General features: G+C 62.0%; 11 protein-coding genes. 4 read left to right on the top strand and 7 right to left on the bottom strand.

Annotated elements, in window-relative coordinates:
* Window positions 1-99: 99 nt before the first annotated feature.
* The 7 genes from CXQ89_RS11965 to ffh all read right to left on the bottom strand — a co-directional run bounded on the left by CXQ89_RS11965 (window position 100) and on the right by ffh (window position 5,539).
* Complete coding sequence (locus tag CXQ89_RS11965; protein ID WP_104053842.1) at window positions 100-342, bottom strand: RNA-binding protein; 243 nt, start codon at window positions 340-342, stop codon at window positions 100-102.
* A 1-nt stretch (window position 343) separates the two neighbouring features.
* Complete coding sequence (gene rpsP / locus CXQ89_RS11970; protein WP_104053841.1) at window positions 344-742, bottom strand: 30S ribosomal protein S16; 399 nt, start codon at window positions 740-742, stop codon at window positions 344-346.
* Between the two features lie 216 nt (window positions 743-958).
* Window positions 959-1,846 carry a VOC family protein gene (locus CXQ89_RS11975; protein ID WP_104161349.1) on the bottom strand — a complete coding sequence of 296 codons (888 nt, stop codon included), beginning with the start codon at window positions 1,844-1,846 and terminating at the stop codon, window positions 959-961.
* Between the two features lie 85 nt (window positions 1,847-1,931).
* The gene (locus CXQ89_RS11980; protein ID WP_219815593.1) at window positions 1,932-2,444 is read right to left on the bottom strand and encodes a GNAT family N-acetyltransferase; all 513 of its coding nucleotides are present in this window, start codon (window positions 2,442-2,444) and stop codon (window positions 1,932-1,934) included.
* A gap of 44 nt (window positions 2,445-2,488) precedes the next feature.
* Window positions 2,489-3,235, bottom strand: coding sequence for an alpha/beta fold hydrolase (locus tag CXQ89_RS11985; protein ID WP_104161350.1), 747 nt, complete (start codon window positions 3,233-3,235; stop codon window positions 2,489-2,491).
* Window positions 3,225-3,809 (bottom strand): NUDIX domain-containing protein, encoded by a 585-nt coding sequence (locus CXQ89_RS11990; RefSeq protein ID WP_181032305.1) that lies wholly within the window; start codon window positions 3,807-3,809, stop codon window positions 3,225-3,227. The genes CXQ89_RS11985 and CXQ89_RS11990 overlap by 11 nt, the downstream gene beginning before the upstream one ends.
* Window positions 3,810-3,955: 146 nt before the next feature.
* Window positions 3,956-5,539, bottom strand: a complete 1,584-nt coding sequence (gene ffh / locus CXQ89_RS11995) for a signal recognition particle protein (RefSeq protein ID WP_104053837.1) — start codon at window positions 5,537-5,539, stop codon at window positions 3,956-3,958.
* A gap of 129 nt (window positions 5,540-5,668) precedes the next feature.
* On the opposite strand from ffh, the gene CXQ89_RS12000 reads away from it, so the two are divergent.
* The 4 genes from CXQ89_RS12000 (at window position 5,669) to CXQ89_RS12015 (ending at window position 12,111) form a co-directional block, all read left to right on the top strand.
* On the top strand, window positions 5,669-7,078 hold the full coding sequence (locus tag CXQ89_RS12000) for a glucose-6-phosphate dehydrogenase (protein WP_104161352.1): 1,410 nt from the start codon (window positions 5,669-5,671) through the stop codon (window positions 7,076-7,078).
* Window positions 7,079-7,903: 825 nt separating this feature from the next.
* Complete coding sequence (locus CXQ89_RS12005) at window positions 7,904-10,279, top strand: hypothetical protein (protein ID WP_258060065.1); 2,376 nt, start codon at window positions 7,904-7,906, stop codon at window positions 10,277-10,279.
* Between the two features lie 91 nt (window positions 10,280-10,370).
* The gene (locus CXQ89_RS12010) at window positions 10,371-10,826 is read left to right on the top strand and encodes an AAA family ATPase (protein ID WP_104161354.1); all 456 of its coding nucleotides are present in this window, start codon (window positions 10,371-10,373) and stop codon (window positions 10,824-10,826) included.
* 481 nt (window positions 10,827-11,307) lie between these two features.
* Entirely contained in the window at window positions 11,308-12,111 is an 804-nt protein-coding gene (locus CXQ89_RS12015; protein WP_104161355.1) for a hypothetical protein, read from the top strand.
* Window positions 12,112-12,320 lie beyond the last annotated feature (209 nt).

Raw genomic sequence — 12,320 nt, forward strand, 5'->3', positions numbered from 1 at the left:
TTATCTGGTGCAGGGGCCGGATGCCGTGAACTGCGTTCAACTGGTACTGCTATGAAAGTGCTGTGAACTGCCGATGCAGTCCGGCCGTGCCGCGGATTGTCAGCGGCGGCGGTCGGTATCCACTACATCGACGCGAACCGGCTCTCCGTTCGCGAGGGCGGCGATCACGGTGCGCAATGCACGTGCCGTCCGTCCCTGGCGTCCGATGACGCGGCCCAGATCATCCTGATGAACTCGCACCTCGAGGGTTTCCCCGCGGCGGTTGCTCTTGGCGGAAACCTTGACGTCCTCAGGACTGTCAACGATTCCGCGGACGAGATGCTCCAGCGCTTCGGCCAGCAAGTTACTCGGCCTCAGCCTCTGCGGGAGCCTCGTCCTTCTTGGCCTTCGGGGTGATGGCCTCGGGAACAATCACGGACTTCTTTTCGGGAGCCACGAAAGCTTCCTTGGGAGCCTTGACCTGGAGGGTGCCCTCCTGGCCTTCGATGTTCTTGAACTTCTGCCAGTCACCGGTGATCTTCAGCAGAACTGCAACCTGCTCGGTGGGCTGGGCGCCGACGCTGAGCCAGTACTGCGCACGGTCAGACTTGATGTCGATGTACGACGGGTTCTCGGTCGGACGGTACAGTCCGATCTCCTCGATGGCACGGCCATCGCGCTTGGCACGGGAATCCATGACAACAACGCGGTAGTGTGCTGAGAACTTCTTGCCGAGGCGCTTAAGGCGAATCTTTACGGCCACTTTAGTGGTCACTCCTGATCTGAAATGGGGCGAACCCGTACTTCTGCTCCCGTGGGGCGGGCCATAACGTTGGGGTTCAAAAAGGACAAGATGCATGCACGGAGAGAGGGGCCGCGCAGATCGAGTACCTGACCATTGTGCCAGATGAGTCCATCTTTGGCGACTCGGGTGCCGGCGGGTCGATTGCCGGGCCAAGCGCGGCGGGGAACGGCCGGATCAGCCGACAGCAACGCGCAGCCGGTTGCGCCAGGGATCCTCGAACCTTAGCTCAGCGCCCGTGTGGTGGCTGGAAATCCCGGCTACCTTCAGCCGGTCGGCCAGCCCTGCGACGTCGTCGGCGGACGGAACACTGATAAGCACCTCACCCAGGCCCAGGGTGTCGCGGCGGGGTCCGGCGCCGCGGCTGTTCCAGACGTTCATGGCCATGTGGTGGTGATAGCCGCCGGCAGAAACGAACAGTGCCTGCCCATGGAACCCGGCGGTGCGCTCAAATCCGAGGGTATCCACGTAGAACGCTGCGGCCGTGTCAGTGTCCCCCACCTGCAGATGCACGTGCCCCACGCCGGCGGCGGCCGTGCGCAGTCCGTCGAACGCAGCCTCGGTCAAATGTTCGCGGAAGTAGGTTTGCGGCGAGAGGGCAAGAGATGCCATGCGCACCTCGCGGCCGGACGCCGTGTCATCCCAGTTCCAGGTTTCCCGGGGCTTGTCATAGTAAAGCTCGATCCCGTTGCCTTCGGGGTCGGTGAAGTAGAAAGCCTCGCTCACCAGATGGTCCGCGGAACCCACAAAGGCGGCCGGATCATATTGTGCAGCTGCCGCCACAGTGGCTGCCAGATCGGCCTGGGTCTCGAGAAGGATCGCGGTGTGGAACAGCCCGGCCTCACCCCGGGCCGCCACGCGAAGACCGGGTGCCGGGGCCAGATGCACCACGGGAACGGCTCCGCGCCCCAGGTACTGGCCGCCGTCGGCCTCCGCTACGATTTCGAGTCCGAGCGCGCCGCGGTAGTAAGCGGAGACCTTCGCCATGTCACCGACTTTGAGCATTACGGTGCCCATGGACAGATCGGCAGGCAGGAGATCGGAAGCATTTACTTGAAGGTTCATGCAATGAGTTTACTTGAAGCTTCATCTAATTCCAAGACGCACGACGGCGTCACCATGTTCCGGAGCATCTGCGCCTGCCGCCGGTCTACGTCGGATTGAGGTCCCTGCGCATCGCCACACGCAGCCCCATGTCGTCCAGTCCGAGCAGCCGCTCGTGCTCCCGCACCTCCCGCAGTTGCCCGTGCGGTTCCGGCACCTCTTCAAAGCCGCAGCTCCGATAAAACGGAGCATTGAACGGAATCTGCGCAAAAGTGCACAGTGTCATGGAACGGTAGCCCTGCTCCCGTGCCCACTGCAGCGCGGATTCCACCAGCAAGCGGCCCAACCCGGCACCGGCTGCCGAAGGATGAACGGAAAGCTGCTCCAGATGTGCCTGGCCGTCCACTTCCTCGATCCGGGCAAATCCCGCCGGCGGTTCTCCCGCCACCAGAATGCGGCTGGCTGAGGCCAGTTCGGCCACGGCGGCCGGCGGCGGCAGGGCGCCTGCACGCGTGAGTGAACCGTTCGAGTCGGGCCCTATCAGGCCCTCCAGCAAGGTGTCCGACGCCGCTTCAAGGGCGGGGAGCTGAACTAAATCCTCAGCGGTGGCACTGCGCACACGCGGACGGCTGCCGGGGGGAGCGCCGGATTGCCCGATCGGCATCATGCGCCCAGGGCCGCGCGTCCGCGGTTCGCCGAGAGGAACTCCCGGATGGCCTTACGGCCGGCGCCGGTGTCCTGCGGGCGGTGGTTCCCGCCCACTTGCAGGTGCTCGGCGCCGGTGGACACCAGGAAATCCGCAACCTCCTCATACAACGGTTCCCATCCTCCGGTGAGCACCAGAGTGGGGACTCCGGGAACGATTTCCAGCGGAGCTTCCCAGGGCGGAGTCTGCAGCCGCAGACGCGCGGCCGACCGCCTGGCAGCTTCATCGGCCGGAGCAGTATGGCCCGGCCGGGCGGCACGGCCTGCGGCGGCCGCGTCGGTTGCGAAGACCCGGCGGACAAATTCGCGCTCGTACTCCTCGTCAGTCATCTCCGGCGCCGCGTCAAACAACGGCTGCAGCAGTTCGCGGTGGGCCCGGGTGGCCGGCAGGTCGCGGGTCAGTGAGAAGACTGCCGGCTCGCACAGGATCAGGGAATACACGCGGCCCGGATCCCGCAGAGCCGCCAGCATGGCCGGAACGGCGCCCGCCGCATGCGCCACCAAGTGCCCGCCGTCCCCCAAGGCTTCGCGAATGATGGCAACATCGGCCTCCAGATCCGGAGCCTCTGGGGCCGCGACGTCGTCAAAGCCGTGACGCTTGAGGAACAGGCAGTCGTAGTCCAGGGCCAGTCCGTGCTGCCGGGGCCAGGCTGCAGCTCCGAAACTTCCGGCGCCGTGCACAAATACCACTCGTTCAGCGGGCAAAACGGGACTCCTGACGTCCTAGAATTCCTTCGTAACCGTCCACCGGAGGCATCATCCGACGGGAAACCGGCGGGAGAATCGGCTCGCCGCGGGCCGGTTTGCCGTCAACCAGTTCAGTCACGGTTCCCAGGTCCAGGGCTTCCACCGCGCCGGCCAGCAGGCCGGCCGTCGCAGAGCCGAAGACCTCCGTGCCCTCCCCCAGGGCAACAAAGCGGGCTTCGCGCTCACCTCCGGCTCCACTAAAGCCTGTCACCGACGTGACCAGCGTGCCGCCGTCGAACACAAAAGCGATGGAGTCTCCCTGACCGCCGCCCTGCCGGTCCCCGCCCTGAACATAGTCCAGCACCAGCAAGCGCCCGACGTCGAACCCGGCTCCCAGCGCCTCGCTCGCCCCGCGGCGTGCGGCGGAGCGGGGGTCCTCCCCGCCCTTCACCACGCCGCCGGGAAGCTCCCAGGCCCCGGTGCCGGAGCGCACCATCAAAATCCGCCCGTCCGCGGTGCGGATCAGAGCGAAGGCAGCGGTGCTGCGCTTGAACACTGACCCGTAAAAGCCGTTCAGTCCCTGTGCTGCCACCCTAGGCCTCTTCCCCTGCTGCCGGACTTCCCCAATGTGCCGCGCCGGAACCGACCGGCGCGCCGTCGTCCGGCCCGGCAGCCAGCATACGCCGGACCGTTAAACACGCACCGCCGGACTTTTGGTCCGGCGGTGCGCAGTAAAGCCTACTTGCCCAGGAACTTTTCGAAGCCCTTGGGGAGATTCAGCGAGGCAGGATCGAAATCGGCATCCTGGCCACCGAAAGCGCTGCCTGTCGGGAGCGCTTTGCGGGCTCCGGCGCGGCGTGCCTCGGCCTCGGCGCGCTCCTGAGCCGCCTTGGCCGGGTTGCCCGACTTGGCCTTCTTCTTGCCCTTGGCTGCCTGCTGCTTCTTCCGCGAGCCGCCGAATCCGCCGGGGCCGGCCATGCCGGGCATGCCCGGGATTCCGCCGCCCGAGGCCATCTTCTTCATCATCTTCTGTGCCTGCACAAAGCGTTCCAGCAGGCCGTTGACCTCTGAAACATGCACGCCTGAACCGCGGGCAATGCGGGCGCGGCGGGAGCCGTTGATGATCTTCGGAGCCACCCGCTCGTGCGGAGTCATGGAGCGGACAATGGCTTCCACGCGGTCGATTTCGCGCTCGTCGAAGTTTTCCAGCTGCTCACGCATGCCGGCGGCGCCGGGCATCATCATGAGCATCTTCTTCATGGAGCCCATCTTGCGCAGCTGCTGCATCTGCTGGAGGAAGTCATCCAGGGTGAAGTCTTCCTGGTCGGCGAACTTCTTCGCCATCCGGGAGGCTTCGTCCTTGTCCCAGTTCTGCTCGGCCTGCTCAATGAGGGTCAGGACGTCGCCGAGGTCCAGGATGCGGCTGGCCATGCGGTCCGGGTGGAAGACCTCAAAGTCGGTCAGAGCTTCACCGGTGGAGGCGAACATGATCGGCTTGCCGGTCACGGATGCAACGGACAGTGCGGCACCGCCGCGGGCATCGCCGTCGAGCTTGGTCAGGACGACGCCGGTGAAGTTGACGCCCTCGTTGAAGGCCTGAGCCGTATTAACGGCGTCCTGCCCGATCATGGCGTCGATTACAAAGAGGACTTCGTCCGGGTTGATGGCGGCGCGGATGTCCGCGGCCTGCTGCATCAGTTCCGCGTCCACGCCCAGGCGGCCGGCGGTGTCCACAATAACGACGTCGTGCAGTTTGGTGCGTGCCTCTTCGATGCCCTGGCGCGCGACGGCAACGGGATCGCCGGTGGCGGACTCGAACTCGGAGGAGACGCCGGGATGCGGGGCGTAGACCGGCACGCCGGCGCGTTCACCGTTGACCTGCAGCTGCTTGACCGCGTTGGGACGCTGGAGGTCAGCGGCCACCAGCAGCGGGCTGTGGCCCTGGGACTTCAGGTGCTTGGAGAGCTTGCCGGCCAGGGTGGTCTTACCGGCACCCTGCAGACCCGCGAGCATGATGACCGTGGGCGGATTCTTGGCCAGGCGCAGCCGGCGGGTCTCGCCGCCGAGGATGCCCACGAGCTCCTCGTTGACGATCTTCACAACCTGCTGGCCCGGGTTCAGTGCCTGCGACACCTCGAGGCCAAGCGCGCGCTCCTTGACGGAGGCGGTGAAGGCGCGGACCACGGGGACGGCAACGTCGGCGTCCAGCAGCGCGCGACGGATCTCGCGGACCGTGGCATCGACGTCGGCCTCGGTCAGCCGGCCCTTGCCGCGGAGGTTCTTGAAGGTTGTAGTCAACCGGTCAGACAGTGAATTGAACACGTGCCGCGCACTTCTTTCGTCAGATCTTCGCCATGTTTGGCAGGCCCAGCTGTTAAGGGTACCAAGGCGGGTTGGAAAACTTCCGCAAAACCCTAACCGGTTGTGCAGCCCGGATGGCAGGGTGGAGCCATGAGTGAAACTTCTCCCCTGCGCACCCTTCTAATCCTCGGCGGCACCGGCGACCTCTCCAAGCGGCTGCTGCTGCCGGGGCTGGGCCAGCTGATCGGCAGCGGCCGCGCCCCCGCCGACCTCCGCGTCATCGGTTCAGGTTCACGGGACTGGGACGACGACACCTGGCAGGACCTGCTGAAAGAGTCCTTCGCCGCTGCCCGCACCGAGGCCGACGACGACGGGAAGGAAGCGCTCGACGCCGCGGTCCGGAACGGCAGCTATCAGCAGGTTGACCTGAAGGATCCCCAGCGGCTGGTAAACGACATCCGCAGCCTGGACACACCCCTGGCCGTCTATTTCGCTCTGCCTCCGGAAGTTACGCAGTCCACTGTGGCGGCACTGAAGCCCGGGGACCTGCCGGAGAACACGCGGATGGTGCTTGAGAAGCCGTTTGCCAGCGACGAAGCCTCGGCCCGTGAGTTGAACCGGATGCTCGCGGACCTGTTGCCCGAAAGCGACGTGTACCGGGTGGACCACTTCCTGGGCATGGCCACCGTGATGAACGTCCTCGGGCTGCGGTTCACCAACCGCATCCTGGAGCCGGTGTGGAACAACCTTCACATTGACCGCGTGGAGATTGTCTTCGACGAGAAACTGGGGCTCGAGGGACGCGCGAAGTACTACGACGGCGCCGGCGCCCTGCGCGACATGATCCAGAGCCACCTGCTGCACACCATGGCCGTCATCGCTATGGGCTCTCCGGCAACCCTCGGCCAGCGGGATGTGCGGGACCTGATCGCCGCCACGCTTCGGGCATCCAGCGTGCCGCAGGACTATAAGCGCAGTACGCGCCGGGCCCGGTGGTCTGCCGGGGAGATCGACGGCGAAGAAGTTGAGGCATACGCCGAATCCCCCGGGGTTGATCCGGACCGGGAGACGGAGACGCTCGCGGAAGTGGAGATCCAGGTCGAGAACGACCGCTGGGCCGGTGTTCCGTTCATCCTGCGCTCGGGCAAAGCGCTGGGCAAAACGCGGCAGGAGGCCGTCATCACCTTCAAGCCGGTGAGCCACCTTCCCGACGGATTCACCGGTTCGGCGGGTGAAGCCTCCCGGCTGCGGATCTCCTTCGCCCCGGCCCGGCTGGAACTGGAGTTGAACGTCAACGGTCCGGACAATGTCTTCACGCTGGAGCGGACCGGGCTCAGCGCCCCGATGCACAAATCAGCCATGACCCCGTACGGCGAAGTGCTGGACGGCATCCTTTCAGGCGATCCGCTGGTCTCGGTGCGCGCGGACATCGCCGAGGAATGCTGGCGGATTGTGGATCCGGTACTTAAGGCATGGGCGGCCGGCGAGGTTCCGCTCGAGACATACCCTGCCGGAACCATCGGCCCTCCGGAGTGGGAATCCAGCCGTTCGGATCTGTGACCGGCTGGGCACGTCCCGCCCCCGGCGGGTTTCATTCAGCTTTGGACGCTGACGGATGTCTCCGGACTCGTCGAGTGCCGTCACTTTCCTTGTGATGCCAAGGGTTCAAGCCTTCCAACCGGTCCGCGCGGATTGCGAGCAACTGCGTTCCTTCCGGCAAGAGGCCCCGCAAGGCTTCCCTCGCTTCCGCGTACGCATTCGCGCTACCCTCACCGTGCATTTCACCGTGCGGGTCATACGTACATCAAAGATGTCAGTGGATATATGAAGGTTTGCCGGAGTGCGTGAGTGCACGGTGAGGGACCGGCTTCCGGGCATTCAATTCTTACAGTCCGAGCGGTTTTTCAGACAGCGGAAGGACGGCGTACGGCAGCAAAACGGGTGCACAGTGACAGCGGGGCGGGGGTGACGTGGCGCCGGTAGTCCAGCAGCTGGCCGGCGGCCACGCGCACGTCATCGCGGGAGACACTGCCTTAACCTCGAAGAGCTAGTTATGTTTTTCGGCCCCCTCCTGCTTCAAAATGAGTGCCGGCTGTGTTGGGGAGCGTTGTTATTCTCAAGGGAGACCGTTGACTGCTGAGGTGGCGACAACGGGGTGCCCTCTGCTGGGGGTGGTGTAGGTGTATTCCTCGATTGTTGGGGTTTATCTGCCAGTAGCCGCCATCCAAGCGACATGGTTCCGAGGCCTTTCAGAGAAACAGGCCATTGCTAGGTGTCGTGTCAATCGAGTGAAAGAGAGCTCACTTGCCAAGGAACGCTAAGAGTCATCCTGACAGGCGGATTATCGTTGCCGACGATGACAGTGGAGAGGCTGCTTTTCAGAGCATGGCTGCGGCCCTCGCCAGCCTCAAACCCGGGGAAACGCTTCCCGATTTTGTCGCTCGCGGACCTGGAGTAATTCGCGAGCATGTCCTAGCGATTGCTAAAGCGCTTCGGAGAGCTGACGCATTTGATGTCATCGAGCTGATGCGGCTTCGCGAGACTCCGATGGTGCTCGAGAGCTACCGAGAAAGCCTATCCGATCAGCGGCCAGCGGCGGTTGAGTTGGTCGCATTGATCCTGCTCGCGCGTGGGGCACGCGTTATGCCGGACGCAGACCCGAAGGCAGCGCACCCCTCACAAGCAGTCCCCGAGATCCACGAACGAACGGGAGTGCTGCTTAGCCTGGGGCAATTCATGCTCTTGTCGGAAGGCCAAACAGCGAAATTCGGGCCGCTGACGAGTCTGGCGGCTACTTACGTAGGGCATGAACTCAACGTGAAGTTCAAGCAATATGCCCATATTCATGATGGGTTAAACGAAGCACTGTTCAGCAGTAAACACCTCGGCACTCTTCTGCTCGAAGCCCTCGGCTTTACGTACGAGGATTTTTTGGATGTTCGCGAAGCTATTAGATCTGTCTATTTAAACCGCTTCTTTGCGGCGAGAGACATACTCGGTGAAGTTGCGCAAGAGTGGGAGAGTAATGGTCAAAACGACCAGTCTCCTGAACGCGTCGAGGAAGGTAGAGCTGCTGTTCACGATCTCATGTTCTTACCAGGAAAACGCGCAAGCTTCACCGCAACAGAAATCGCCGACGAATCATCGGTGCCTAAGGATCGCGTAGAGCGGGTGCTGGAGCGGTTCAGCGTCTCGTGGGGAGCAGAGGGTGATCCCGTTGCCTTGGTCGAGTCCTACCTTCGAGGCGATAATCCGTTCCGGAATGCGTCCCTTATTGCCGACAGCGCCGGCAATTATGTGACCATCAACGTTCCCATCGGGACGGATTGTTTCCGGCAGGTTGTTGAGGCGGAGCTCAAGGATCATCCCGCGCGGTGGCGGCGGTACGAGAAGCGTCGTATGACCGTTAGCGAGCAGGATTCCGTCGAGTATCTGACAAAGCTGCTTGGAGCAGACGCCACCCATAGAAACCTCAAGTATTTCAGGCCGAATCCTGGCGTGGACCCAGCACAGTTAGCCTCGACGGCAGGCAGAATTACTTCCATAGCCGAGCAAACTGAGGCGGACGCGTTGTTCCTCATTGAGGACGTGGCGATCTGTGTCGAGGTGAAAGGGCGAAGCGTCTCTCGTCAGGCGAGAGGTGGCCACGTCCAGCGCCTGACTGGTGATCTTCGGTCCACCGTGGGTGAGGCTACAGATCAGGCGCTCCGGTTGGAGGGGTTGATTCGCGCTAATGGTGGACTCTGGCTCGAGGGCCAGACCTGGTTCGATTTGTCTGGAATCCGCGAGGTGCGATCTATTGCAATCTGTCTCGACGACATGGGCCCCCTCGGAACGGCGCTTGACGAATTAGTGCGCGGCAACGTTATCGAGAGTGACCGGTTCCCGTGGATCGTTTCGCTGCATGATCTCGCGATCATTTCGGAAGTACTCGACAGGCCATCGGAGTTCCTCCTTTACCTTCGCCGCCGCACCGAATCTGAGGTGTCACTCAATTTCTGGGCCATCGATGAACTCGATCTATTCATGTTGTTCTTGTCTGGGCAGCTTTATGTGGAGCCTGACCCAGACCGCGTCAGCGAAGAGTTTCTCGGAGTCCGCCCTCCGTCCGGCGGAGATAGGCGGCGCTACCGCAGCAGGGCTGTCCCGACGCGAGTTATGACGCATACCGATCCGCTCGATGCTTGGGTCTACTACGGAGAGGGGTCGGTGCAGGAGCCGGCGACCAAGCCCACATTCGAATCCCATCCGGCCGTGCTTAACCTCGTAGACTTCCTGCAGGAGGGGAAGAAGCCAGGGTGGTTCCGCTTTTCGGCAGATCTTCTGAATCTCGCCGGGGATTCTCAAGAAGACCTCGCCCGTAAAATCGAGAACCTGATCACCACGACGAAGAGAGACGGCAAGCCACACAGCCTTTTCGTCGCCTTCGCAGGCGCCTGGGGGCATCCCTCGCTTTTCATCGGGACTCAACCAAACAAAATGGCTCAACCGGAGGCTAGCCAGCGGCTGGCTACTTATGGGAAGACCAAGAAGCACCAAATGAAGTCCGATCGGGCTCTTATGGTCTTGTTTGACCAACGAGGAAACATCCGATCCGTGCGTTATGACAACAGTCCACTTGGGAAGAGCGAGGATTTAGACAAGCTTAGCGATGCAATGGGACTGTTACCGCCGGAGTTCATGGCCAAACCGATACCGCCTTCTGCTCGAAGAGCAACGAAACGACTGAACGCCAGCAAGAAAAAGCGCAAGCGCCGGTAGACGTGCGAAATCAGCGTTTCCGCCGCACGGTGCTCCAAGCTGTTATGGATCGGCCTGCGGATACTCTGGCGCATCGATTACGCTGGCTCTCATGTCTCGAATCCTGATCACCGGCATGTCAGGGGCGGGAAAAACGACCTTGCTGAATGAGCTGTCCAGGCGGGGACACCGAACGATCGACACCGATTACGACGCGTGGGTGCTTCCCAACGGAACCTGGGATGAACCACGCATGACGGCCCTTCTCGGGTCTGAAGCGTCGCTGGTTGTCTCGGGAACCATCGAGAATCAGGGACATTTCTATGATCGCTTCTCCGTTGTTGTTCTCTTGAGTGCGCCGGTAGAAGTTCTCATCGAGCGAGTCTCGGTTCGTACGAACAATTCATACGGTAGCTCCGGGGCTGACCAATCCGAGATCCGCCAGCACGTTCTCGACGTGGAACCGCTGCTTCGAAACGGGGCGACCCTCGAACTCGATGGCCGTCGACCGGTCCCAGAGCTAGCCGATGAAGTGGAACGCCTAATCGTGGCGTCCGATCAGACCTGAGCCCGCTGGAGGATCCGCTAGCGGGCCAAAGAGCCGGCCGCGCAGCGGACGCCCGATTCCCTGGTTGGAGCGCCAGCGGAAATCAGTGTTTTCTTCGTCGGCCAGCTCAATCTCACGGCCGTCAGCGCCACGGCTGTTACTCAGCTGCAGCGCCTGGATGGTGGTTCACATCGAGCCGCCTCTTTAAATCTTCTACCCCCACATTGGCCCGGGACGAGGCTGTTCGTGCTCCACGCTGAGCACAGGTTGCGTGGTTTAGAGCCTTGGTAGCTGATTTATAGAGCACCCTTTTACAGAGCACCTTGACTAATGCCGATACTAGTAGCAGTCTTCCGTAGTACAGCTTTGAGCCGGGCCTGGCCTCAGAAGAGGACTAGTGCGCTTTTGGTTCTCTGCATAGAGCGTTCTCGTGTGTGCGGCGGGTGGGGCGATGGCGAACAAGGCAAAGCGTTCCAGTAACAAAACTCCTACGAAAACCTCCTTGAAGAAGCCCACATCCAAAAAGAGTCCACTTTGGGCTAAACCTATTAATTGGCTCGTCGCGATCATGGTGGCGGCTCTCGGTATCGCGCTAACAAATTGGTTCGTGCCGCGGTTAACGGACGTGATCAACGGTTTCTCGGAGACGGGAGATCCTGTCTCTGTTCAGGTCAACGAACCCAAGGTTCCCTATCCCATCGCGTTGCCGCCGAGTGTTCAACTGTCTGACAGCATTCTTGCGGAACTCAGCCAGTTGTCCGTCGAAGACCAGCGCGGTCGGCTTGAAAGTCTCGGCGGAGTTGTGCAGGGTTCCAGTACATTCACTGTCACAGTCACTGGAAATCGCGCCGATGAAGTGCGGATCACGGACATCACGCCCGTCGTCGAATGTTCAGTCCGAGATGCGGGAACGTTGGTTTGGACTGACATTGGCTTCGGGGCAGCCCAAGACTCAACTCAGATGCACATAACCCTCGACGAGAATCTTCCCGCACCTTATTTCTTGGGCGAGAACGGGGAAAGGCTGCCTTTCTTCCCTGCCAAGACGATCTCTCTCATGCAAGACGAACAAGTTGTCATCGTTATCCATGCGGTAACGGAAAAAGCCACTTGCAACTTCGAGCTGGACATGACGGTTACGGAGGGCGAGAAGACGCAGATCCAGCGGATCAAGAACGGTGACCAACCATTTGTCCGGGCACCATTTCCAGAAAATGAGAAATTCCAGTACGTATATTACGGAGGTAACGTCTGCAAGAATTATACCGACGTTCAAAACGAGCGGGGGACGGGACCTAGTTGCTGACGTAACCATTAGACGCAGGAGCGCAGGGCCACCAAGTCCAATTTGCCCCCCCCTATAAGAGCATCGTCGTAGACACATCTGGGCCGGGGGGTCCGGAGCTCTGCGACACCAACCCCTACCGCTGCCGTTTACAAGCCCGCGACCGCTGAGGGCTCTTATCAGTTGTTGCTGGCGTCCAGCAGGAAGCAGCGACGAATCGCGGCCCAAAC

The sequence above is a fragment of the Arthrobacter sp. ZGTC212 genome, assembly GCF_002929255.1.
GTDB lineage: Bacteria > Actinomycetota > Actinomycetes > Actinomycetales > Micrococcaceae > Arthrobacter_B > Arthrobacter_B sunyaminii.

What these genes read in the sequence shown, in the direction of transcription:
- CXQ89_RS11975 (WP_104161349.1), bottom strand. Translation starts at nt 1,846, where the DNA reads ATGAACCTTCAAGTAAATGCTTCCGATCTCCTGCCTGCCGATCTGTCC.
- CXQ89_RS12000 (WP_104161352.1), top strand. Translation starts at nt 5,669, where the DNA reads ATGAGTGAAACTTCTCCCCTGCGCACCCTTCTAATCCTCGGCGGCACC.
- CXQ89_RS12005 (WP_258060065.1), top strand. Translation starts at nt 7,904, where the DNA reads ATGGCTGCGGCCCTCGCCAGCCTCAAACCCGGGGAAACGCTTCCCGAT.
- CXQ89_RS12010 (WP_104161354.1), top strand. Translation starts at nt 10,371, where the DNA reads ATGTCTCGAATCCTGATCACCGGCATGTCAGGGGCGGGAAAAACGACC.